The organism is Aeromonas sp. 600276, assembly GCF_049175815.1.
Classification (GTDB): Bacteria; Pseudomonadota; Gammaproteobacteria; order Enterobacterales; family Aeromonadaceae; genus Aeromonas; species Aeromonas dhakensis.
On sequence record NZ_JAAKVU010000016.1, the window covers coordinates 1 to 24,194 of the forward strand.

Consider the following 24,194-nt stretch of genomic DNA (forward strand, 5'->3'; position numbering starts at 1 on the left):
AAGCGAGCTCATCAGGTTGGCGTGTTCTGCCGTGCTGGTGAGGGCGCATTATAGGGAGGCGCGTCGCGATGACAAGGCTTTTTTTGAAGAAAGTCACGGAAATCTCAAATTATCCAATTAGAAACAGCTTACTCAGTGTATATATACAATGTTATCCACAACCCAATGATTTCAGACCCCTTTTATCATCATTTAAGTGGGTCTTCCTCCCGCAAGGGATGCCATACTGGAACGGATAATGTGTCCCGAATGGTCCATGGTAGCGCCCGGCTGGAAAGCTGGTTACCATGGAGGTGAATAGAGTGTTGCACCTTTTTTGCTTTCATTTACAAAAGGTCTTTAAAGATGAATTTATCCAAGTTTCCCGTTTATGTGCAGGCAGCCATCCTTGCCTTGGTGTTGGCACTGGTTGGTTATCTGGTTGCCCAGGCACTACAATTTTCTTTGAAAGCCGAAGTGATTTTTGCTGTGGGTCTGGCCATCGGCGGTTTCGTTGTACCGCTGTTCCTCAACAACCGTGCGCCCGCCGGCGCCACTGAACAGGCCTCCAATCAGGAGACCTGCACCTTATATGTAGGCAACCTGCCATACCGTGCCAATGAGATAGCCGTGCGTGAACTGTTTGCCGAACAGGGCCAGGTGATCTCAGTTCGTCTGATGAAGGACAAGGCCACCGGCAAGCGCCGAGGATTTGGTTTCGTAGAGATGCCTGCTGCGGACGCCGCCAAGGCGATCGCAGCGCTCAACGACAAGGAGTATCAGCAGCGCACTCTCAAGGTGCGCGAAGCCAATGACAAGCGGGATAAAGATGAACGAGAAGGCAACGAGGTTGACGCCTGATCGGCAACCGATCGTTTGTTAGAACCTAACCTCTTCGAGAGATGACAGCCCCCAAGCTTGCAAGGGGGCTGTCAGTTTCTGGGTCTGGGCATCCAGCCGGGTGCAATAGGCGCTCCCCCCGACATCTTCCATCCGCGTCGGTGTCGTGACCAAACCAGTCAACAGGTGAGCCACCCGTTTGGCAACCGCACTGCCGGAATCCACCAGTTGGCACACAGGCATCAGCTGCCGTATCTCTTCATCCAGCAACGGGAAATGGGTACAGCCCAGCACCAGGGTATCCGGGTGTTCTTCCCCTTCCAGCCAGTCCGCCAGCACTTCCCGCAGCAGCGCCATATTGACCGGCAGACCCGCCAGCTTGCGTTCGGCCTCGATGACCAGCTCGGTCGCCCCCTTGAGCAGCACCCGCTTGCCTGGCGCAAACTGTGCGATGAGCTCGTGGGTGTATTCACGGCTGACGGTACCCGGTGTTGCCAGCAGACCGATGCAACCGTTGCGGGTAAGCGCGGCCGCGGGCTTGATGGCTGGCACCACCCCTACCACGGGAATAGCCAGAGCCTCGCGCAGGGCAGGCAGCGCTATGGTGCTGGCGGTGTTGCAGGCGATCACCACCAGATCGATATGATGACGGGCCACCATGGTAGTGACCAGTCGGGTGCAGGCAGCAATCAGGGCAGGCTCACTCAGCTCACCATAAGGGAAGTTGGCATTGTCGAAGCAATAGAGATAGTTGTGTGCCGGCAATGCGCGGCGGATCTCGCGGTAGATGGTCAGCCCACCCATACCGGAGTCGAACACGAGAATATTGGCCACTTGAGCTCCCCTTTGGTGCAAGGCGGCGATCATACTCCCGCCAACCGCCAATAGAAAAGGCCCCACCAATGGCGGGGCCCCTCATTTATACAATCACGGTCGGGATCAGAGTGAGTAGTCGACCGTCACGTAATAGGCACGCTCGTCGGCCGGGTAGCCCACCGCAGTCTGGTACTCCTTGTCCAGCAGGTTGTTGATCTTGCCGGAGACCTTCCAGGAAGGAGCGACCTGATAACCCACTGCCAGGTTCCAGACACTGTAGCCCCCCAACTGGGTCGTGTTGGCCGCATCGCCATAGCGCTCGCCCTGATAGATCCAGCTCAGGGAGCCATCGAACTGCTGCCACTGTGCCTGGGTCACCCACTTGGCCCCCTTGCGGGAGATCAGCTGCAGCTGTTTGTCGGTCACCTTGTCCTTGGGATCCTTGTACTCGGCAGAGACCCGGTGGCTCAGCCAGCCAGTGTCAAATTCCCCTTCCAGCTCGATACCTTCGATCCGCGCCTTGCCAACGTTCTGAGGACTCCAGAGGCTGTTGGAATCACTCGGATTAGTGGGTGCCCACTGGATCATCTGCTCGAAGTCGTTGCGATAACCGGTCACACGCCACTCGACGCCGGCAGTCTGGCCATCGAGCATCAGCTCGCGGCTCTTCGACTCTTCCGGCTTCAAGTCAGGGTTGCCTGAGCTCGGGTAGTAGAGGTCATTAAAAGAGGGGGCGCGGAAGCCGGTGCCGTAACGGGCACTGAGGCGATAATCCTCCGCGAAGCGCCAACCAGCCCCACTCTGCCAGGTGTTGTGACGACCAAACTGCTTGTTGTCGTCACTACGACCGCTCAGCTCGGCCTGCCACGTCTGGTTGTCAAACTGGGCCAGAGCATAGAGCCCGGTGTTGTCGCGCTCGTCGGCATCGCTCGGAAAGACGGTGCCGGAGGAGCGGGAACTGGCATCCAGCATGTCGCGCTGCCAGTCGGCGCCGCCACCCAGGGTCCAGTTCTCGTCCAGCTTGACGTTGTTGACCCAGTTCAGGGTGTACTGACGGGTATAGAGCCGGTCAGTGGCCTGATCGCGGCCACTGCTGTCCGGGTAGTCGTAGGCATCCTGTTTGGAGAAGGCACCGCGCAGTTCGCTCAGGTAACGCTCGTCGTGATAACGGGACCCCAGCTGGTAGCTCTGATTCTCGGTCCAGGTTTCGTTGCGCTGATGGTAGGCCGGGCCCCAGGCAGAAGCGGCGGACGATCGGTCGTACTGGGCAATGTTGCGGAACCAGCGGGTCGTGCCGAACAGATCCCAGTTGCCGGTCAGCGCATGCTGATAGTCCAGCATGGCGTTATAGCCCCGGTGACCGTGCTTGTCGCCATCGTTCACCCCTGCGATGGGGTGGACGTTGTAGCCGGTCTCGTCATCGAAGCCCCCGGCAACCTTGAGCTGGCCAGCTTCACCGATCTGGCTGGCGCTGCTGAAGGCGGCCTGGCGCTGTTTGTGAGAACCGGCACCGACATTGAATTTGTGCTTGTTGGTCGCGGGGTCGGGACGGGTGATGATGTTGATCACCCCGCCGATGGCATCCGAACCATAGATAGTGGCACGCGCGCCGCGGATATATTCGATGCGCTCCACCTGGTTGAGCGGCAGGTTGTTGAGCTCCGTCATCCCGGCGGTCAGAGAGGCGCTACGCACCCCGTCCACCAGCACCAGGGTCTGGGAAGAAGTGCCGCCACGCACCCGCAGCGAGCTCAGCTGGCCACGGCCGCCATTGCTCACCACTTCCACGCCGGGCAGGGTCTTGACCACATCGGTCACGGTCTGGGCTTGCAGACGGTCGATCTCGTCACGGGTCACCACGTTGACGGGAGCCAGCACACTGGAGGCAGGTTGGGCGACACGGGTGGCGGTCACCACCATGGTGGGGTTGACGGGGATGGTCAGTGGCTGGGCAAAGGCCGCCGTTGGCAACAGGGCAGCCGCCAATAATTTCTTGGACATGAGAGATCCTTAAGTTCGCGTAAGCATCTACTTCGTGGCCGGTTTCTCTCGGCCCGAAATACGAACTTTGGCAGGTCTTCGGGCTGGGGGGCTGATGGCCTACGGCGACGGCTTCCCACCCGATGGCAGTGCCCTGATGTCGCTTCGTTCCCCCTTACCGCTGCGCGCCAGCTCCGGATTTTCACCGGATTCCCTATTAAGCATGATGCGCCAAAGCGCAGGGATTATAGGCAGAGCAGAGGTGGATGTATAGCCATCCAGATTTCTATTTCTTGCCACCCAATGCCGCCAATCGCTGCTTCGCCCCTGCCATCACCGCCTGCACACCGGGATGGGAGAGATGACGACCGGCCGACACCAGATAGTAGGAGAGCGTCACTTCGGTCAGGGTTGCAATCCGTTCGACACCATAGAGCCGTGCTATCTCCTCGGCCATGGCCAGCGGCGCCGGGAAGAGCCCCATCCCCGCCTTGCCAAACGACTTCATCAGAGTCGAATCATCGAACTGGCCGACCAGGTGGGGATGGATGCCCTGCTGACGATACCAGGCCAGCAGGCTGTCATGGGTTGCCGACTTCTCTCCGGGGATCAGCAGGGGCAAGCCTTCGAGGGAAGCAGGAAAACCCTGCCGTGCCCGGGCAGCCAGCTCGGGGCTGGCAAACAGCGCCAGCGGGCTGCGCCCCAGCTCGTGGTTGTAGCCGCGCACCCCGCTGTCGGGGGGAAGCGGGCGATCGATCAGCACCATGTCCAGCTTGTGGCTGGCCAGCTCGCTGAACAGCTGCTCCGCCCGCTCTTCATGGCACACCAGGCGCAGCGGGGTGGCCAGCGCCATGGCGGGCGCCAGCAGCTCGAACGCCAGGGTGCGGGGGACTGAGTCGGCGATCCCCACCTGCATGGTCAGCTCCTGGCTGGCGTGGCGCAGGGTATGCTCGAGATCGGCGCCGAGCGAGAAGATGGCGCCAGCCTGTTCAAGCGCCTGGCGACCGGCGGCGGTCAGGGCAAGCCGCCGCCCCACCCGGTTGAACAGCGCCACCCCGAGGGAGAGCTCAAGCTCGGCCACCTGACCACTGACGGTCTGCGGCGTGAGGTGCAACTGTTCGGCGGCCCGCGTCACACTACCGCTGCGCGCCACGTGCCAGAAGTAATAGAGCTGTTTATAGTTGAGCATCGGGTCCCTTATCAGTTTCTACCGAACAATCATCAATCAAAATCTGATTTTATCGAAACATCTTGCACTCTAGCATGCAACCACCCTGTGAATTGCCTCCTGCGAACTCCCATGCTGGATGTTGTTGTACTCTTTTTCCTGTTTGGCCTGCTGGCCGGTCTGGTGCGCTCCGAGCTCAAGCTACCGCCCGCGCTCTACGATACTCTCTCCCTCTTTCTGTTGCTGGCCATCGGCCTCAAGGGCGGCGTCGGTCTGGCGCAGCAATCCCTGCAACCCTTATTACCGCAACTGGCGCTAGTGATCCTGCTCGGCATGCTGCAGACCCTGGCCGGGTTCGCCGTGCTACGCCTCAAGATGAGCCGGGTCGATGCCGCCGCCACTGCCGCCCACTACGGCTCGGTCAGCGTGGCGACCTTTGCGGTCGGGGTGAACTGGCTCACCGAGCGCGGCATCAGCTTCGAATCCCAGCTCTCCATCTTCCTGGCGGTGATGGAGATCCCCGCCATCTTGGTCGGCATCGTACTGGCCCAGGGAGTGAGCCGGCAGACCCGCTGGCGCCGGCTGGCCCATGAAACCTTCCTCGGCAAGGGGGTCACCCTGCTGCTGGGCGGCATGGCCATCGGTTATCTGGCCGGTCCCGACGGGATTGCCCCGCTCAAGCCCCTGTTTGTCGACCTGTTCAAGGGGGCGCTGGCGCTGTTCCTGCTGGAGATGGGCCTCATCGTCGCCCGCCAGTGCCAGGACCTGCGCCGCCATGGCCTGTTCCTGCTCGGCTTTGCCCTGCTGATGCCGCTGGCCTCGGCTGGCCTCGGCCTGGTGATCGGCCAGCTGATGGGACTCTCCCTGGGTGGCCTGACCCTGCTGGCCACCCTGGCAGCCAGCGCCTCCTATATCGCCGTGCCGGCCACCATGCGCATCGCCGTGCCTCAGGCCAATCCGGGCCTGTCGCTCAGCGCCGTGCTGGGGGTCACCTTCCCGTTCAACATCATGCTGGGGATCCCGCTCTACCACAGCTGGGCCCGCCACTTCACGGAGTAGCCACATGCAGACCGAGATCCGCACCCTGCTCACCGTCATCACGGAAGCGAACCTGGAACCCACCCTGCTGCGCACCCTCACCCGCGAGGGGCTGCGCGGCTACACCATCACGGATGCCAGAGGGCGCGGTGACCACGGTGAGCGCAACGCCAGCTGGAGCGAGAGCGGCAACATCCGGCTGGAGGCGATCTGCAGCCGCGAACAGGCGGAACGCCTGCTCGCCCACCTGCAGAGTCGCTACTACCCCGACTATGCCATGGTCGCCTTTTTGCAACCGGTCGAAATCGTGCGACCCGAAAAATTCTGAGCCGGCTTGCCGGCTCTTTTTGCCAACCAGAGACAAACGTTTGACTGCAAGGAGTCATAGCCATGAACACCCCTCCCCTGATCGGCCTGGTAATGGGATCCGACTCCGACTGGCCCGTGATGCAGGCCGCCGCCCGCATCCTCAAGGAGCATGGCGTCCCTTACGAGGCGCGCGTGGTCTCGGCCCACCGTACCCCGGATCTGCTGTTCGAATATGCCGCCAGCGCCCGTGAGCGTGGCCTGCGCGCCATCATCGCCGGCGCCGGCGGCGCCGCCCACCTGCCGGGCATGGTGGCCGCCAAGACCACTCTTCCGGTGCTGGGTGTGCCCATCCCGACCCGCCAGCTCAAGGGGATGGACTCCCTGCTCTCCATCGTGCAGATGCCCAAGGGGGTGCCGGTCGCCACCTTCGCCATCGGCGAGGCGGGGGCCGCCAACGCCGGCCTGTTCGCGGTCTCCCTGCTCTCCGTTGCGCAAGACGGCGATGCCCCCCGCTATCAGCAGCAGCTCGACGGCTTTCGCGCCAACGAGCGCGACCGGGTGCTGGCCCTCACCCTGGAGGACCCGGCATGATACTGCCACCCGCCACCCTCGGCATGCTGGGGGGCGGCCAGCTTGGCCGCTACTTCGTGATGACAGCCCACCGTCTCGGCTACAAGGTGGTGGTGCAGGATCCCGATCCCGCCAGCATCGCCGGCGCCGCTGCCGATCACCATATTGTCGCCGCCTATGACGACCCGACGGCGCTGCATGATCTGGCCAGCCGCTGCGCCGCCGTCACCTGCGAGTTCGAGAATGTACCGGCCACCGCCCTGGCCCTGCTAGAGCAGTACCAGCCGGTACGACCGGCCGCCGGTGCCGTGCGCATCTGTCAGGATCGCCGCGAAGAAAAGGCCTTCCTGAGCAGAGCCGGCATCCCGGTCGCCCCCAACCAGACCCTGCTGCCGGGCGAGCCGCTGCCCGAGCTGCCGGACGACCTCTTCCCCGCCATCCTCAAGACTGCCCGCGAGGGGTACGACGGCAAAGGCCAGTGGACCATTCAGGCCGCCGACCAGCTGCCGGCAGCGCTGGCCGCCAGCGGCGTCCCCTGCGTGCTGGAGAAGCGCCTGCCGCTGGAGGGTGAGTTTTCCCTGACCCTGGCCCGCAGTCCGAGCGGTGCCATCGGTGCCCTGCCGCTGGTGCAGAACTGGCACAGCGGCGGCATTCTGGATCAGACCCGCTCCCCGGCCAACGTACCGACCCTGGAGGCCGACGCCAGACACATCGCCGAGCAGCTGATCGCCGCCCTCGACTACGTCGGCGTGCTGACGGTAGAGTTCTTCCTGGTGGCAGGCAAACTGCTGGTCAACGAGCTGGCGCCCCGCCCCCACAACTCGGGCCACCCCAGCCTCGACAACGCCGAGTGCAGCCAGTTCGAGCTGCAGGTGCGCGCCCTGTGCGATCTGCCGCTGCCCGCCCGGATCGCCGTGCGCCCCGCCATGCTGCTCAACCTGCTGGGGGATCTCTGGCAGGCCGGCACGCCAGACTGGGCCGCCCTGCTGGCACTGCCCGGTGTGCATCTGCACCTCTACGGCAAGGAAGAACCCCGCCCCGGCCGCAAGATGGGCCATGTCACCATCACCGCCACCGACTGGCCGACGGTGGAAGAGACCTGCCAGCGGGTGCGCCAGCTGCTGGGGCTGCCGCCACGCTGACCCCTGAGCCGCGCACAAAAAAAGACCCGGGCCTGGCCCGGGTCTTTTCATTGCTTGCTGCGACAGGCGGGTGATCAGGCCTGCTCCACCGATACCGGCGCTGGCAGGCGGATGGTGAGGGAGAGCACCAGCGCCACCACCAGCAACACCAGGATCAGGTTGAAGGTCGCCATAAAGCCGCCAAACAGGGAGGCCACGATGGAGCCGATGATGCTGCCCAGGCCAAAGCCCAGATAGATGACGCCGTAGTTCTTGGTCAGGTTGTTGAGGCCGAAGAAGTCACTCACCAGCGAAGGGTAGACGGTGATGGTGCCGCCGAAGCTGAACGCCACGCAGGCCACCGCCACGAAGAAGAGGTTGGCATTGAGCGGCACGAACAGCAGCAGCGCCATGCCGGCCAGGGTAATTAGCTGGGCGATGGTGATGACCCGGATGCGGGACATCTTGTCGGAGAGGATGCCCAGCACCAGGCGGCCACCCAGGTTGGCCATGGCGATGATGGCGACGGCATTGGCGGCCACCACGGCCGGCAGACCCACCATCTTCTCGCCGATGTCCTTGGCCACGCCGATGACGTAGAGGCCGCTCATGCAGGCGGTGAGGAACATCAGCGCCAACATCCAGTACTGCGGCTTGCGCATCGCCTCGGCCAGGGTGAAGTCGCGGCTCTCGCTCTGCTGCACGGCGGCGGCCTGCTTGGGCGCATCCTTCATCAGCATGCCCCCCACCAGCACCATGGACATGGCGATCAGCCCCCACAGCTGGAAGGTGGTCTCAAGGCCGTTGCTGGAGAGCAGCAGCAGGTTGATGTACTTGAAGCCCAGGCTGCCGAGGCCGTAGGCGCCGATGGAGCAGGCGGAGATGAGCCCCTTGCGCTCCGGGAACCACTTCACGCAGTTGGAGAGGGTCATCAGGTAGCCGGTACCGTCGGCAAAGCCCACCAGGATGCCGGCGCAGAGGTAGAGCATGGCCAGGTTGCTGGCGTGGGCGGTGAGGAAGAAGCCGATGCCGAGCAGCACGCCGGCCCCCAGGGTGACATTGCGCACCCCGAACCGCTCCTGCAGCTTGCCCGCCAGGGAGGAGGCGACCGCAAGCGACAGGCTGAGCAGGCCGAAGGCGAAGGCGACCTGGCTGACCGGCTCGTCCAGCTTGTCGGAGAGCTGGGCGTTGAACAGGCTCCAGGTGTAAACGGATCCCAGCGCGAACTGGGTGATGATGGTCCCCAACAGGGTGAGGTAGCGGGTGCGATTCATCTCTTTGGTCATGATGCGTCTCGGTCAATGGCCTTAAGGAAACTGGGGCCACTATAGGCAAGACGCTCCTCCCGCCGACCGATTACGGCATGAAATGCAGATCGGCGGGAATGAATGACAATCAGAGCCGCATCAGCTGACGGAACGCCTTGATGTTGCTGCGACTGACCGGTACCTCGAACGGCAGGTCATGGAGCCGGATGAGACAGGTGCTGTTGAACCAGGGCACTATCTCGCGGATCTTGTTGATGTTTACGCAGTAGGAGCGGTGACAGCGGAAGAACCCCTCAGCCGGCAGCCGGCTGACGAACTCGCTGAGGGTCATGGTCATCACGTAGCGATCCGTGCGGGTATAGACATGGGTCAGCTTCTCGTCGGCTTCCGCGTAGTAGATCTGCTCGCAGGGGGTGACGATGATGCGCTCCCCCTTCACCAGGTTGACGGTGCGATTGTGCGGCGCCCCCGACTCGCTCCCCTGCCCCGTCTGCGACTTGCCGGCCTGCTCGAGCTTTTGCAGCAGGCTGATGAGGCGCGGCTCGTTGTAGGGCTTGAGGATGTAGTCGAACGCCTCCAGCTCGAACGCCTCCACCGCAAACTCCTTGTAGGCGGTGACGAAGACGATGTGGGGCGGGTGGCTGGACTTGTGCAGGTTCTTGGCCAGCAGCAGGCCGTCGATGGCGGGGATCTGGATATCCAGAAACACCACGTCCACCTCGTGATCCTGCAGGTACTTGAACGCCTCCAGCCCGTCCTCGAAGCTCGCCACTATCTCGATGGCGCTGTGCTGGTTCACCAGATAGATGAGCTCCTCGCGGGCGAGGTATTCGTCTTCCACTATGATGGCTTTCAGCATGGCTGCCCCTCTCGCGTCATGGCGTTCTTCTCAATATTGATGGCAGTCAGCATGGCATTGCCTCCTGATCCGGCAGATAGAAACAGACTTCGGTACCCGGCTCCAGCCGCGAGAGGTGCAGGCCGTCCCCGTAGAGCAGCTTGACCCGCTGATGCACGTTCATCAGGCCGATGCTGCGGCTCTCCACCCGGCCGGCGGCCACCCCGTCGATCACCGCCTGGCTGATGCCGTAGCCGGTGTCGCGCACCGCCACCCGGATCCCCCCTGCCAGCTGTTTCACCTCTATGGTGACCCGACCCGGCGCGCTGCGGGGCTGGATGCCGTGCAGGATGGCGTTTTCCACCAGGGGCTGCAACAGCAGACTCGGCACCTGGATATGCACGTCGTCCACCTCGAACACCACCTCCAGCTTGTCGCCGAAGCGGGCCTGCTCGATGGCCACGTAGTCGCGCACCTGCTGCAGCTCCTCCTGGATGTCGATGAGGGTGTCCCCCTTGTTGAGGTTGTAGCGCAGGTAGTCCGCCAGGTTGGCGATCAGCTGGCGCGCCTGCTGGGGACGGATGCGGATGAGCGACGAGATGGCGTTGAGGGCGTTGAACAGGAAGTGGGGGTTGATCTTGCTCTGCAGCGCGGTGAACTCCGCCTTGCGGGTCATCTCCTTGAGCTGCTCGATGCGCGACACCTCCATCTGGGTGGAGATGAGCTGGGAGAGGCCGACCGCCATCTCCCGCAACGAGCTGGTGATGCTGTGGGTGCGGCGGTAGTAGATCTTGAGGGTACCGCTGACGGCGCCGTTCTCCCGCAGCGGAATGATGATGACCGAGTGGAAGTCGGCCAGATGGTACTGGCGCAGATCGTTGTTGATGATGATCTGGTCCAGCAGCACGGCCCGCTGGGTCATGGCGCTGATGGCATGGTGCTCGTCCAGCTCGTAGTACCCCTTGCCCACCCCCACGTAGGCCAGCACGTCGCGGGTGTCGGTGATGGCCACCGCATCGGCGCTGATCTCGCTGCGAATGATGCCGCACACCTGGCTCAGGGAGTGGCGATCGATGTTCTGGAAAAACGGCAGCGTCTTGTTGGCGATGTCGAGCGCCAGCTTGGCCTGCTTGGCGGCAATCAGCTCCTTCTCGTCGTCCAGATCCTGTACCAGCTTGATGATGAGGCCGATACAGAGCGCCCCGGCGATCATGGGATAGGCGATGTGGCTGACGATCTCCACCCCCACGGCGTGGGGCTCGGTCAGCTGCCAGATAAGCAGCATGGTCAGCCCCTCGCAGGCCATGCCCGCCAGGATGCCGTACAGCCAGAGCCGCGACTTGCGGCAGCGCAGGTGCAGCCAGGTCGCCAGCAGGCCGGCGATGATGCTGGCGATGAGACACGGGATCGAGGTGTGGCCATCCATGTCGATGAGGTAGCGGTGCAGACCCGAGATGACCCCGGCCGGAATGCCGACCCAGGGGCCGAACAGGATGCCGCCCGAGATGATGGCGATGATCCGCACGTTGATGAGGGCCCCCTCCACCGGAATGCCGGTGTAGGTGCTGAACACCGCGAACAGGCAGAAGATGGCGGCCACCAGCACCAGCTCGGCCGGGGTGTGGTCCCGCTTCTGGAACAACCGCTGGAACGGCCGGGTACGGGTCAGGAAGAACAGGGTCATCAGCATCAGCGCCGCCCGTTCGAACACTGCCAACAACATCATCTGATTTTCGAGCAAAACAGGGATTCCGTATCTATGACTAAAGGGAGGACAAGGCGAGGGATCATACCCCGTATCCCGTGTCAGCTCATTTCGAATAGTGGGTTCCAGATTAAGCTTTGCTGCTGACGGGTCGATAGATGAGTGACCCCCTTGCAGCGGGGTAACCTCGATATCCAGGAGATAATCATATGTCTCAGAAAGGAGTTCTGGTGGCACTACTGGCTGGTTGCTGCGCGATGGCTGCTCAGGCCGGCACGCAAACCTATCAGCTCAATTGGCCCGCCACCGCCAGCAAGAGTAGCGGGATGGAAATCTCGCTCACCCACCCGGGCCAACAACCCGTCAATTCCGCTTCCACAGCCAACCCTATCCAGACCGAAGCCATCAACCTCAGCAATCCTGATTTCAACACCACTTACCAATTGCAGGCACGTACCCTGTATGCCAGTTTGCCCGCACAGGCAGGCGCCGACTTCAAGCTGGCGCTCAATGGCCAGTCACTGCCACGACACCATGCCCAGCCCCTGACCCAGGCCACCCGCTACTTCCTGAGCTATCAGGCCCCGGCCGCCAAACCGGATCAAACCGGTGAAGCCGCCTACGAGCTGCTGGTCTACTGGCACGGTTGACCCTCCATGAAGGCATGTTGAACATGCCTTCATTTTTATTTACCCCGGTTCGGACTGCATTCGCACCATGGCCTGTCTGACAATGCCATAGGCATGCTGCAACTGCAGTAAGGCCGTCGGCAACCCCTGTCGTTGCAGTTCGCCAGATTCTATCTCGCCACACACGGCAACCAGTGTCATCGCTCCCATGATCCTGGCCCCCCCCTTCAGCCGGTGGACATAATCCAGAAAACCAGCCAGATCATCAGCTTCAGCCGCTTGCTGCAAACCCAGCAGATCATCGTCGCTGGCACGCACAAACTCACTCAGCAAGGGTTGCATCAACGCGGGCTGGTTACCGGTCAATGGCCCGAGACTCTGCTTTATTCCCTGCATGCAACTGACAATTCTGGACTGCTCTTCTCGTTGTATATGTCGGCACAGACAACGCTCAAGCTCTTCCAGCCCGACCGGCTTGAACAGGCAGTCGTCCATGCCGGCTGCCAGCCCCTCACTGACTTGCTCCTGGCGAGCATCCGCCGTCAGCCCGAGGATAAGACAACGATGAGCGCCAGTGTCCTGCTCCAACCCCCGGCATTGCCGTGTCAATTCGAAACCATTCATGCCGGGCATGTTGAAGTCGGTGATCATCACGTCAAAAGGTGTGTGGGCAAACAGTGCCAGCGCTTCGGCACCCGATTCGGCAGCCGTGGCCTCATGCCCGAGGTATGCCAGTTGCTGGCTGACCAACAGACGGTTGGTAGGGTGATCGTCCACTATCATGACCCGCAACCGTCGGCTGTACTCGGCTACAGCCACCACATCCACGACCGACTCCTGCTCCGGTGCGACAGCCAGTGGCAATTTCATCTCTATGCTGATGCAAGTACCGCGTCCAGGCTCACTCTCAAGCTGCAGTGAGCCCCCCATGGATTCACAAAGAGAGCGAGCGATCATCAACCCAAGTCCGGTGCCGGAGCGCTGGATGTGCTCTGGCTGGCTGGCCTGGCCAAAGGGTTGGAACAGCCTGGCTTGCTCCGCAGGCGCGATCCCGATGCCCGTATCCCTGATCACCAGATACAAGGTGCACCATCCATCGCTGGTTTTTGATTGCAACTCGACCTGCACCGATCCCTGTTCCGTGTACTTGATGGCATTGCTGACCAAGTTGGAGAGGATCTGCTTGTAGCAAAGGCCGTCGATCTGCACCCAACGGGGATCGCCGGCGGCGAACTCCAGTTGCAGGTTTTTCTGTCTGGCCAATGCATTGAAGACGGTGACGACAGCACCGGTCAGCGCAACAATGTCATGAGGCTCAGGCATCAGTTCGAGTCGGCCCGATTCAATTTTTGAAATATCGAGAATATCGCCAATCAGGCTGAGCAGGTCATTGGCCGAACCATGAGCAATGGTGAGCGACGACTTGTCCTCCTCATGCAACCTGCCACGGCGCAGAGTCAGCTCCAGCAACCCTATGATTGCGTTCATGGGAGTGCGGATCTCGTGACTCATGGTTGCCAGAAAAGTCGACTTGGCTCGATTGGCCTCCTGGGCATCCTGGCTGGCCAGAGCCAACTCATCCAGCAAACGCTGACGCTCACTGACATCGATCCAGCCGCCAATCCCCCCTTGTACATTACCTTCCAAGTCATAATAAGGTTGCACCCAATGGTAGACATCCACGGCGCCGGTTGGCATGGGCAGGCGATGATCGCCCTGATGAGTGCAACGCACCGCACGAGCCGTGCTCAGGTCCTCAAACAGAGGGGCCATAAAGGGCCAGCGCCGACAATCCTCCTCCATACTCGACCCCAGCAAGCGATGTTTCTCATCGCCGAAGAAACCGGCATAACTGCTGTTGCAGAGAATCAGCCTGCCCTCCCTGTCCCGGGCATAAATGGGATGGGGCGTTCCATCCACCAGGTCTTCGATGAACTTGAGCTGAGCACTCAAAGCCATCTCGGCAACCCGACGCTGGCGTACCTGTTTGTGTAAAGAGAGGCCCCAGAGACTGACCCAGATGGTCAACAGCAGCACCAATACAATGAACACCGCAAACTCTCGCACAAACTCCTGCCAAGTAATCGCTTCCTGCTGGGAGCTCACGCGCCAACGGTTGGACAGTCCTTCCAACTCATCCGGCGGTATGATGGTGATCACCTTGTCCAGAATATCGCGCAATATTTGACGATCGGGAGCAACGGCAAAGGCCGCACCTATCGGAATAGAATCAAACAACTCCCCCGTTATCAGCAGGCTGTCAGGAAACTTGCTGTTGATGTAGTACTTGGCCACCCGCAACGGCAACACGGCTACATCGCAGAGCTCGGTCGCCACGCATCGCAGGGCATCCTCAATCCGGTCGAATTGCCTGATGGCCAGCTTGCCATATCTCTCCGCGATGGCCTGCTCCGAGATAAAGTCCCGGATCATGGCGACGGTGCCGGACCTCAGCAGCGTCTCTGGCGGGCTCGCATCATGCTGTATGCCAACCACATATGACAGAGGATCAAGCACAAAAGCGCGACTGAACAGATAACGATGTCGACGCTCCGCAGACGGGCTCAACACGGCAACATCCACCAACCCGCCATCCAGCAGTTGCTGCATCTGCTTTGGTGTTTTGACCGGCACCACTTCGATTTCGATGCCCAATTTGGCTCTCAAAACCTGCAGCAGATCAGCAACGACACCATGCAAGGTATCGTTGATATCGAGGAAGCTGAGTGGCGGCACCCCGCTGTTGACTGCAATCCGGACTTTTTTCTGCTGGCCCAACCATGCCCACTGCTCACTAGTCAGCCCAACCTTGCGGGCCCCTATCGATAAGCCGCCACCATTCCAACGTTTGGCTATTTCTTCACGCTTACCATCAAATATTTCACCCAAGGCAATATTCAATATTTTCCTGAGGCGCTGGTTTTTTTTCTCAAGGGAGAACGAAAAACCATGCGTATCAATATATAATGGTCTAGATAACTGAATGCTATCCTGATAAAACTTATTGATGATGAAATTACCAGAAATCATGTCTATCATGACGGCATCGACTTGGCCATATGCCACTGCAGATAACGCACTATAACGAGAGGGATATATCTTTATTTTAACATCAGGCAAGTATCGCATTATATCTATGGCTGGCAGATAATACTCCGGGATGGCCACCGTTCTTATATCACGCTCCTTTACGTGAATGTTTTTATATATGGCTGGATCATCCGGCATATATTTATCAGTCAGTAATAATTGCTGCTCTTCCTCATAGGAATTTGAGGTACTCAGCAAGTCGATCTCTTCCCTCTTGAGCGCATCAATGGCCGCCGCGCGAGAGGGATAGGTCTTTACGACGATCTCGACACTCAACAGGTGGCTCAACATACCGGCTATGTCGGCAGTGACCCCTTCATAGGCATTGGCACGCAAGGTGATATCCATCGGGGGATTGTCTGGCCTAGGTACTCCGAGCAGCAGTCGACCACGATTTCTCAGCCACAACCAATCTTCCGCATGCAGAGGCAGGCTCCGTTTCTCGAGATACTCGCTATCATTGCGCGCATAGATGTGCAGCAGCTCTGTCTCCAGCTCATGGGCAAAGGAACAGAATGTACAAAGGCTGACCAGTATGGTCGTGAAAAATTTTATCATGCTCACAACAACTCTTGGCGCCTGGCCAGACTGATCAGGTCAACCATGTTAGTTACATTAAGTTTTTGCATGAGCCGGGTCTTGTATGTACTGACTGTCTTTTCACTGAGTAACATATTTTCGGCAATATGCTTGTTGGTGTGCCCCTGGCATATCAAAAGCAGGACACTCATCTCTCTGTCAGAGAGTGTAGACAGCAGATCAGCACGATCCACCTCGTGGGCATGCCTGGCTCCAGCAATAATATCTCGAGGAAAATAGAGCTGACCTTTTTTTATTTTATCAAGGGCAGCATTTAATAATGAAAGGTCATCAAGCTTGGATATGAATCCATCCGCACCAGCCTGTAGGCAGCGTACCATAATATGATGTGTAGCTTGTCCAGATAATATTACCACCTTGATGTCGGGATCCATATCCTTCAACCTCTTGATGACCTCTATACCATCCAGCTTGGGGATTCCTATATCTAGAACAACCATCTCAGGATTATTTTTTCTAGCTAAAGAGATAGCATCAACACCATTATCAACTTCTGCCAGAATATGATGTCCCGCCTGTTTCAATAAAATATTAACGGCCATTCTTATCGCTGGATGGTCATCGACTATTAATATTGTTGCCATATAGTTACCTATCCTTAACCCGTTTGATTCTGCATATAGTAACTACAAAATCAGTGCGTGTACCATATGACACTTAAATATTAATGATATGTTACACACATCTGTGGATTGCGGGTTTCATTACTTATAAACAAATTTAATTATGCCTTTTTACATATAATCATCAGACACTTACAAACAGATATATTCCTTTGAATCTCTATTTTAGCTTGCACTATTTCCAGCACTTCAATCTCATCTGAGATAACCCATCAACGCACCGGTTCATCTGGTTAAGGTAAGCACCAAAATACTTAAAAATCAAAATCATAAGAAAAATAAACCCACATACTCATCATGGGAACAAGGTCTATTTTAAGTTGCAGGTCATAACCATCTTTTAAGACTTTTCCTACACAGCATTAGATCGATCCAAACAGGTCGGGCCGCTATCTTGATTGACGAAAAGATGAGCTGGTTGATGGAGCTTTATGCTTCTGCAACTGGCAAAGCCGTCTGGACAAACAAGTCCGGCAAGATGGAAAGCGAACGCACCTCGGGTGCGTGAAATCAAAAGGGTGGCTAAACGCCCCCTATCAGGAAATGTGTAGGAAATATCAAGATGAAAAAGACTCTGATTGCACTGGCAGTGACTGGTCTGGGCTTTGCCGCCACTGCTCAGGCTGCCGTTGAAGCATCCGCGGTTGCCACCTGGCAGGCAACCGCCAAAAAAGACACAACCTCCGAGCTGGTTGTCACTCCGCTCTCCAGCCTCTCCTTCCAGTATGCCGAGGGGATCAAGGGGTTCAACACCGTCAATGGCCTGTTCGATGTCGCCATCAAGGGGGATGCCAGCGCGACCTCCTTCACCCTGAAAGCCAAGAAGCTGAACGGTACCCTGAACCATCTGGGCGGCAACTCCACCGTCGACGTCGGCGTGTTGTGGGGCGGCGCACCGGTCAGCACCACCGCCTACACCACCCTGATCGATACGGCGGCAGGTATTAGCGGCGGCAACCTCTCCCCCATAGCTCAAGGCTTCAAGGAAGACACCCAACGCACCACGGCGCAGGGTTCCTTCAGCTTCAACATTGAGAGTGCCACTGCCAACGGTAGCACCGCCACCTTTGAAGCTCTGCCTGACGGCCTGTGGAGCGGTGAAGTCAACGTCGAGTTCGTTGCCAACTGGGTTTGATTGCCTCAACGCATATCACTCGGGGCCCTGCGGGGCCCTTTGTATTCACAGGAGATGACATGAACCTGAAGATGCTGATGGCATGGATGCTGTTTATTCCCGGAATAAGCCAGGCGATCAACGTCGGCTCGGTGACCACCTTTATTGATGCGGGCAGCCAGGATGTCGCCAAAGAGATCGAGAACGCCAGTGATCAAGCCAGGCTGGTCACCATCACGGTGACACGCATTTCATCCCCGGAAGAGGGTGGCCAGGAGATGCCGATGGAAGTGGACGGTGAACTCATGCTGTCGCCAAGCCGGCTGATGCTGCCCGCCAACGCCAAAAACAACGTGCGTTTCTTCTATAAAGGCCCGCAGGATGGCAAAGAGCGTTATTACCGCATCCGCTGGCTGGATACCGCACTGTCGATGGACGATCAGCGCAACGAACGCCGCCAGGCCGTCGCCACCACCTCGGCCCAGATAGGCACCATCCTGGTGGTCACGCCACGCCAGCAAAAGTTTGATTACCTCCTGCAAGGTGACGTCCTGATCAACAAAGGAAACGCCTCATACCGCACGGTGGCTTACGGAACCTGTTTGAAGCAGCGCCGGGAGCAGTGCAAGGAAACCTATTACGACCTGCCGGGTAAACAACGTCAATTCCGCCAGGTCGATCTCCGGGATCCGAAGAGCCATGTCGGCCTCTGGCTGGGCCAGGAATTCGTCGTCATCAAATAACCCTTTGTGCTGGTACTGCCTCCACCACCCGGTCGAGTGGCGGTGTTGTTTTGCCGAAATTTGAAACCATGGTGCGTGATATGTTGAAAAAAGCCTGCCTGTTGCCAGCCTCACTGCTGATCGCGATGTCAGCGTCGGCCAGCGCCTCAGCGCCACTGAAGATTGCCAACGTCATCATTCCTGCCAGCTTTGCCAACGCACTGGCAGAAGGCATTGCCGTACCGGTCAGACTGCAGTACCAGGATCAGGCACTGGCACTCGACACCACCACCGAGGAGTCCATCGGCAACGCCACACTGATCCTGCGGGACGGTGCACTGCATCTGCTCAATCTGGATTTCAACCAGGGCCAGAGCGATGTGGCCCTGCGCCAGGAGCTGGTGGATCTGCTGCAACAGAACCAGCTGCGTACCTTCTCCAGCGACGGCCGCCTGGTCATCAACGACAGCGCCAGCCTGCAGCTGGACCTGATCGCCATGCTGCTGACCATACAGGTCACCAAGGCCGCCTTTGGCGAGAAACGCGTCAGCACGACCAAGACCAGCCTGACGCCCTCCGTTGCAGCGTTGACCAGCGTCAATCGCTACAACCTGGGCTACTCCTTTGCCAACAGCCGTCAGGCGGGCAGCTCCAGCACCAACTTCGCCCAGTTGAACAGCCTGGTGGGGTACAGTGAACACCATCTGGACCTTGATGGTTCTCTCTACAACCTGGGGGAAACGAACCAGAGCGGCTCCCTCTATCGCGCCATGTATGAGCGGGATATCGAAGATCGCCGCTTTGCGACCGGCATGGTGTCGACCTGGGATCTCCAGACGCTGGGGGGCGTATCCGCCCTGAATGCTGGCCGGATCTACGGGATCTCTTACGGCAACCAGGCCCGCTCACGCACCGTCAACGAAAGCGAATCCACCACCCCGATCCAGGTCTTCATGCCCTCGGCGGGCGAGGTCCGGGTCTATCGGGATGGCAAACTGATCGGCCTGCAGAATTTCTCGATCGGCAACCACCGGATCGATACCAGCCGTTTCCCCCACGGTTCCTACAGCGTCACGGTCGAGATCCACATCGACGGGCGCCTGACGGAGTCCAGCACTCAGCGCGTCACCAAACTCAACAGCAGCCTGGGCTTCGATAAGGAGTGGGGCTGGCAATCCTGGGGCGGCCTGATGGAGGCCAGTCAGGATGGTACCCGCTCTCCCCTGCTGGGGCTGTCGCTGGCTCGCACCTTCGAGACTACCAACCTGACCCTGACCGGCTATGGCTTCAAGGATGCCTTGGTCAGCGAGAGCCAGGCCAGCTGGCAACTGACCGACAGAATCAGCACCCAGCTGCAGGGCATGCTGGCCTCGGACACCTCCTGGCGGCTCTCGTCCGGCGTGACGGCGCAGGTACATGACAACGTCTCGTTCTGGCTCAGTCAGGAGAAGCTCGACACGGGCAACAAGCTGACCACGGCAGCCCTGGATCTCTATACCGCCGGCATCAGCATCAACCTGAGCGGCTGGCATGACAAGCTGGGCAACCTCTCGTTCAACACCACGCACGATCGTGAGCAGGGGAGCGACCGCAGCTATATCGATTATTACCAGAGCCTCTATTCCGGCCGTTATGGCCAGTTGTCGCTGCGCACCAGCCTGCAGAGCAGCAGCGCAACCCTGAGCGGGTTCAACAACAAGAGCCTGACCCTGGACTACTCGATCCCGTTCGACAACCTGTTCAGTCTGGGCATGAGCAGCAACGAAGAGGGGCACACCACGGCCAACCTCAGCTATCAGAAACGGATGGAAGGCTTCATCAATACGGCAACACTCAACGGAGCCAAAGTCATCAATGGTGCAGAGCACAATGACCTGGCCCTCTCGGGCACCCTTGGCTTCGAAAGCAGCATGACGGGCGGCACCCTCACCCTGGGTCGCAGTCAGGGTGGCGATGTGAACGGCAACCTGATTGCACGCGGTGCTGTCATCACCACAGGGGATGAAATTCTGGCTTCCAGCCAGAACCGCTCCGGCTCAGGTCTGCTGATCGATACCGGCATCGGCAAGGAAGGCAAGATGCTCGCCAAGATCAACGGCCAGGAGTACTCGCTCGAAGGCAGCAAGACCTTTGTCGCCCTCTCCCCCTTTCAGGAGTACGAAGTGGAACTGCTCAACAGCAAGACGACCAAAGACAGCTATGACATCAACACCGGCAAGCAGCGCTATACCCTGTTTCCCGGCAACGTGGCTACGCTGGATGCAACCCGCTCGGTCAAGGAGATGGTCACCGTCTTTGGCATCATACGTGCCGAGGATGGCAGCGTGATCGCCAACGCCAGGATCGACAACCATATCGGCACCACGGTGACCAATGAGACCGGCGAGTTTTCACTGGATGTGGACAAGGCCAATCCGGTATTGAGCTTCAAGCATGGCAACGAATTCTGTGAGGCAGAGCTTGATCTGGCCCAGCAGAGCGGCGCCGCCTGGGTAGGTGATGTGATCTGTCGCGGCCTGCCCACTTACGCCATGGTGAGAGGTTGATGGCATGAAAATGACGAAAATAGTTATCGCGGCCTGCTTTATCGGCAGCATGCTCGCCAGTGTCGGCACCCAGGCCGCCGTCTCCAAGACCGTCTGGGGCGATGCGCCGCTACGCAATTTTCTGTTTATCGAAAACCAGGAAGACAGCAACCTGTTTGTCGCCCCGACCGATGCCCTCGATCCCCGCCTCAGCGGAGCCAACGCCTGGACCTCCCTCAAGGGCACCCGCCAAGTCAGCCTGGCCTATGTTGACAACGGCTATAACACCGACATCAACAACTGGAACGTCGACATGTGGGAAGAGGGGCCCATCAACCAGCCCTACATCAACCAGCGCTGCATCATGAGCTACACCCGCTGCGATCCCAACACGGCCGAGGCTGTCAACAAACCTGCCGTCGTCGATGGCAAGGGCTTCTACGGCCTGCTGGGCGCGGCAGCGGGTTGGGGCCATGCCAAGCTGAGTGCCAGTTTCTTCGACTACCTGAGAAGCATGCCGGTCGGCAGCAGACTGCTGCGTGAAATGAACCTGTGCGCCACCCTGGTCAGCTTCAACGCAGCCACGGGGGCGCGCTGCAAGGATCAGGCAAGTGGCTACTGGTATGTTCGCAAGATTGAACACAAGAAGGCGGGTCATATCAAGTTCACCCAGACCAACGCCATCAGCGAAGTGACCGTCGACAGCAACGGCAATCCCTATGTACTGCCGGGCTCCCGCGGCTGCGAGAACTATGTGCTGAATAACGTCAGCGGCGTGTTGTGCCGCTTCCTCGATTACTCCTTCATCGAAGATGGCAGCCAGACTTTCGACCCCATCTATCTGTTTACCAATATCAAGGATGCAAGCCTCAAGTCAGCCATCTCGGCCACCGATGTGCAAGTCACCGCCAACATGACCAACTGGGCCTGGAATGGCTATGACTACACGGCTCGCTATCTGAAGAACCAGCAATCCGTCTCCCTGTTTCTCTCGGGTAACTTCTTCAAGCAGGTCGTACGGCTGGGTTTGCAGGATCGGCTGACCCGGGATCTGATCAACTTCAATATGCGCAATGCCCATGCCCCTGAAAGCGGCTATTACGAGTTCAGCGGCACCACGGAAATCATCATCAAGCCACGCCACTTCAGCGTTTCCATCCTCTCGTCCGAAGGGATCACCAATCCCTATCGTGAGGGACAGATAGGCAAAGATGTGCTGTCGTTCCAATACAATATCTCGGACAGCGGCCCTGTCTCGGCCGACGTGCTGGAGATGATCCTGGCCCAGGACAAGGGAACTCCTTATCAGGGATACTGCACCTTCTACCCGGCCGATGACCAGGAACCCGAGAGTGCCGTGCCTATTCCCGCCAGGCTGGTGTTCGACTCCACCCGCTATGGCGCCAATTACCGCCATCCCATCGGCTGTGACCGGGTGCCGGTCAATATCAGGACACTCGCCATCAAGGACAGCCAGCCGGCCCACAATTGGGTAGATCCCAACGGGAACCCCGGTATTACCCGCTTCTATCTGCTCAAGCTGGACTTTGATCTGACCGATCCAAGGGCGGCACAAACCACGGAGGGCAGCATGTGGGAAGGAGAACGGCACCAGAGCGGCACCCTGACCATCAAGGGCAGCTGGCGTTAGCAATCAACATGGATCTCAGGACAATGATGAAAAACCTGGCGCGCAATTTGACTCTGCTGACGGCTCTGCTGCTTGCCGGCCCCCAGGCATGGGCCATCGACATAGGCCCCATGACCGCCATCATGGAGCACGATGAAGAGTTCATCTCCCGCACCGTCACCAACAACGCCAGCACACCCAAGCTCTACGAGCTCGCGGCGTATCGCATCACCAGTCCGACAGCGGACGAGGCCATGCTGCCCATGGCCCCAGGCGAATTGTTGTTCGCCCCCAAGCGGTTTGTGTTGCATCCCGACCAGCGGCAGCACGTCAAACTCTATTACAAGGGGCCAGGCGATCGGCAGGAGCGCTACTACAGGGTCGTTTTCACCGAAGTGCCGGTGGCACAGGCCGGTACACCCGATCACCCAGGCAAGCGCAGCTCGGTCGAGATGACCATAGCGTTGCAGTCCATCCTGGTGGTAAGACCACGCCAGGAACAGTTCGCATACCGCCTCGATCAGATGACGGGCAGCATCACCAATACCGGCAACAGCTTCTTTGAATTCATGGTGAAGCAAGGGTGTGACCAGCCCGATAACCTGGCCGACAACAAATATCTGCTACCCGGCGAAACCTATCACAACCCCAAGATCCGTCAGCCAGGCAACCAGAAGCTGATCGTGCATCAATCCCGCTTTGTGCGGGTTGGCAAGGACTGTTGGCCGGATTAGTCACCAGCAACCAGGCTCCCGGACTTGGGCAATGTCCTCACCATCAGGATGACAACGTGGCCAGCCGGGCGGCGAAACCCATGAAGAATAGACCGATGAGGCCGTTACCGAGTCTGGCGAGGCGTACCTTGCGCGCAAAGAAGCGGGCCATCAGGGTACCGCCGAAGATCAGCAGGGTCAGATAGACGAAGCTCATGGCCTCCAGCATGCTCGCCAGCACCAGGTAGGAGAGCCAGGTGTGGGCATAGTTGAAGTCGACGAACTGCACGAAGAAGGAGACGTAGAACAGGATCGCCTTGGGGTTGGTGAGACTTAAAGTAAGCGCCTTGGAGAAGTAGCGCTCGCCGTGCTCGACCACGGACGCCTGCCCTTCCCGCCTGGCGATAAAGTTGGCGTGCAGGATCTTCACCCCGAGGTAGAGCAGATAGAGGGCGCCGAGATAGCGCACCAGGGTGAACAGCAAGGGGGTGGTGCGAATGAGGGAGGCGATGCCCAGATAGGCGCAAAAGATCAGGATGGCGTCGCCGACGAAGACCCCGAGGGCAGCCTGGTAGCCCGGGCCGACGCCGCGGCTAGCCCCGGTGCGCAGCACATAAATCGAGTTGGGCCCCGGCGCTATGATGATGAAGAAGAGCCCGACCAGATAGGTCCAGACATTGATGACACCCAGGCTCTCAAACATGGCGCGCCCCTCTGGACTTGGAAAAGAGCCCGCTCAGGCAGATCCAGACGTTGATGACTCCCAGGCTCTCGAACATGATCTCTCCATGGCGGGTGGCGACCCGCAGAATGCGACGACGAGGTTTCTATACTAATCCTCCGCCCGCCGAGCACAAGCACCGAGCAATGATCCGTTCGTCTCTGGGCAACCCATCCCCGCACTCACCACTTTGTG

At 59.2% G+C, this 24,194-nt stretch carries 20 protein-coding genes and 1 riboswitch; of the genes, 11 read left to right on the forward strand and 9 right to left on the reverse strand.

The genetic code is table 11. From position 1 onward, the window contains the following. Positions 1-345 precede the first annotated feature (345 nt). A complete protein-coding gene (locus tag G5134_RS15705; RefSeq protein WP_005306971.1) occupies positions 346-840 on the forward strand; it encodes an RNA recognition motif domain-containing protein in 495 nt (164 codons plus the stop codon). Between the two features lie 18 nt (positions 841-858). Here G5134_RS15705 and murI read toward each other — a convergent pair whose 3' ends face one another. The 3 genes from murI to G5134_RS15720 all read right to left on the reverse strand — a co-directional run bounded on the left by murI (position 859) and on the right by G5134_RS15720 (position 4,804). Further along, a complete protein-coding gene (gene murI / locus G5134_RS15710; RefSeq protein ID WP_065017189.1) occupies positions 859-1,653 on the reverse strand; it encodes a glutamate racemase in 795 nt (264 codons plus the stop codon). 105 nt (positions 1,654-1,758) lie between these two features. Next, positions 1,759-3,636, reverse strand: coding sequence for a TonB-dependent receptor domain-containing protein (locus G5134_RS15715; RefSeq protein WP_065017188.1), 1,878 nt, complete (start codon positions 3,634-3,636; stop codon positions 1,759-1,761). 51 nt (positions 3,637-3,687) lie between these two features. Next, a riboswitch (cobalamin riboswitch) is annotated at positions 3,688-3,866 on the reverse strand. A 35-nt stretch (positions 3,867-3,901) separates the two neighbouring features. Continuing rightward, positions 3,902-4,804, reverse strand: a complete 903-nt coding sequence (locus tag G5134_RS15720) for a LysR family transcriptional regulator (RefSeq protein WP_065017187.1) — start codon at positions 4,802-4,804, stop codon at positions 3,902-3,904. A 111-nt stretch (positions 4,805-4,915) separates the two neighbouring features. On the opposite strand from G5134_RS15720, the gene G5134_RS15725 reads away from it, so the two are divergent. The 4 genes from G5134_RS15725 (at position 4,916) to G5134_RS15740 (ending at position 7,842) form a co-directional block, all read left to right on the forward strand. Further along, positions 4,916-5,842: a sodium-dependent bicarbonate transport family permease gene (locus tag G5134_RS15725; protein WP_026141428.1), complete on the forward strand. Its 927-nt coding sequence runs from the start codon at positions 4,916-4,918 to the stop codon at positions 5,840-5,842. Between the two features lie 4 nt (positions 5,843-5,846). Next, positions 5,847-6,149, forward strand: a complete 303-nt coding sequence (locus tag G5134_RS15730; RefSeq protein ID WP_005306985.1) for a P-II family nitrogen regulator — start codon at positions 5,847-5,849, stop codon at positions 6,147-6,149. A 62-nt stretch (positions 6,150-6,211) separates the two neighbouring features. Beyond that, entirely contained in the window at positions 6,212-6,721 is a 510-nt protein-coding gene (gene purE, locus G5134_RS15735) for a 5-(carboxyamino)imidazole ribonucleotide mutase (protein ID WP_005306988.1), read from the forward strand. Next, positions 6,718-7,842 (forward strand): 5-(carboxyamino)imidazole ribonucleotide synthase, encoded by a 1,125-nt coding sequence (locus G5134_RS15740; protein WP_065017186.1) that lies wholly within the window; start codon positions 6,718-6,720, stop codon positions 7,840-7,842. Before purE ends, G5134_RS15740 begins: the two co-directional genes overlap by 4 nt. A 74-nt stretch (positions 7,843-7,916) precedes the next feature. Here the strand turns inward: G5134_RS15740 and G5134_RS15745 are convergent, their stop codons facing one another. The 3 genes from G5134_RS15745 to G5134_RS15755 form a co-directional block, all read right to left on the reverse strand. Beyond that, positions 7,917-9,107 (reverse strand): L-lactate MFS transporter, encoded by a 1,191-nt coding sequence (locus G5134_RS15745; RefSeq protein ID WP_065017185.1) that lies wholly within the window; start codon positions 9,105-9,107, stop codon positions 7,917-7,919. Between the two features lie 109 nt (positions 9,108-9,216). Then, complete coding sequence (locus tag G5134_RS15750; RefSeq protein ID WP_421232077.1) at positions 9,217-9,948, reverse strand: LytR/AlgR family response regulator transcription factor; 732 nt, start codon at positions 9,946-9,948, stop codon at positions 9,217-9,219. Between the two features lie 46 nt (positions 9,949-9,994). Continuing rightward, entirely contained in the window at positions 9,995-11,668 is a 1,674-nt protein-coding gene (locus tag G5134_RS15755) for a sensor histidine kinase (protein WP_065017183.1), read from the reverse strand. Positions 11,669-11,841: 173 nt separating this feature from the next. On the opposite strand from G5134_RS15755, the gene G5134_RS15760 reads away from it, so the two are divergent. Continuing rightward, on the forward strand, positions 11,842-12,282 hold the full coding sequence (locus G5134_RS15760; RefSeq protein WP_017766465.1) for a hypothetical protein: 441 nt from the start codon (positions 11,842-11,844) through the stop codon (positions 12,280-12,282). 39 nt (positions 12,283-12,321) lie between these two features. Here the strand turns inward: G5134_RS15760 and G5134_RS15765 are convergent, their stop codons facing one another. Then, a complete protein-coding gene (locus G5134_RS15765) occupies positions 12,322-15,909 on the reverse strand; it encodes an ATP-binding protein (protein ID WP_065017182.1) in 3,588 nt (1,195 codons plus the stop codon). A 2-nt stretch (positions 15,910-15,911) separates the two neighbouring features. Continuing rightward, positions 15,912-16,535: a response regulator gene (locus G5134_RS15770; protein WP_214455227.1), complete on the reverse strand. Its 624-nt coding sequence runs from the start codon at positions 16,533-16,535 to the stop codon at positions 15,912-15,914. Positions 16,536-17,136: 601 nt separating this feature from the next. Here G5134_RS15770 and ecpA point away from each other — a divergent pair. The 5 genes from ecpA to G5134_RS15795 all read left to right on the forward strand — a co-directional run bounded on the left by ecpA (position 17,137) and on the right by G5134_RS15795 (position 23,299). Continuing rightward, on the forward strand, positions 17,137-17,709 hold the full coding sequence (ecpA, locus tag G5134_RS15775; protein WP_042006136.1) for a common pilus major fimbrillin subunit EcpA: 573 nt from the start codon (positions 17,137-17,139) through the stop codon (positions 17,707-17,709). A 59-nt stretch (positions 17,710-17,768) separates the two neighbouring features. After that, the gene (locus tag G5134_RS15780) at positions 17,769-18,431 is read left to right on the forward strand and encodes a hypothetical protein (RefSeq protein WP_042006134.1); all 663 of its coding nucleotides are present in this window, start codon (positions 17,769-17,771) and stop codon (positions 18,429-18,431) included. A gap of 80 nt (positions 18,432-18,511) precedes the next feature. Beyond that, a complete protein-coding gene (locus G5134_RS15785; protein ID WP_231939757.1) occupies positions 18,512-20,956 on the forward strand; it encodes a fimbrial biogenesis outer membrane usher protein in 2,445 nt (814 codons plus the stop codon). Between the two features lie 4 nt (positions 20,957-20,960). After that, complete coding sequence (locus G5134_RS15790) at positions 20,961-22,586, forward strand: hypothetical protein (protein WP_065017180.1); 1,626 nt, start codon at positions 20,961-20,963, stop codon at positions 22,584-22,586. A 26-nt stretch (positions 22,587-22,612) separates the two neighbouring features. Further along, complete coding sequence (locus G5134_RS15795) at positions 22,613-23,299, forward strand: fimbria/pilus periplasmic chaperone (RefSeq protein WP_065017193.1); 687 nt, start codon at positions 22,613-22,615, stop codon at positions 23,297-23,299. Positions 23,300-23,342: 43 nt separating this feature from the next. Here G5134_RS15795 and leuE read toward each other — a convergent pair whose 3' ends face one another. Continuing rightward, positions 23,343-23,981 carry a leucine efflux protein LeuE gene (leuE, locus tag G5134_RS15800; RefSeq protein ID WP_005307001.1) on the reverse strand — a complete coding sequence of 213 codons (639 nt, stop codon included), beginning with the start codon at positions 23,979-23,981 and terminating at the stop codon, positions 23,343-23,345. Positions 23,982-24,194 lie beyond the last annotated feature (213 nt).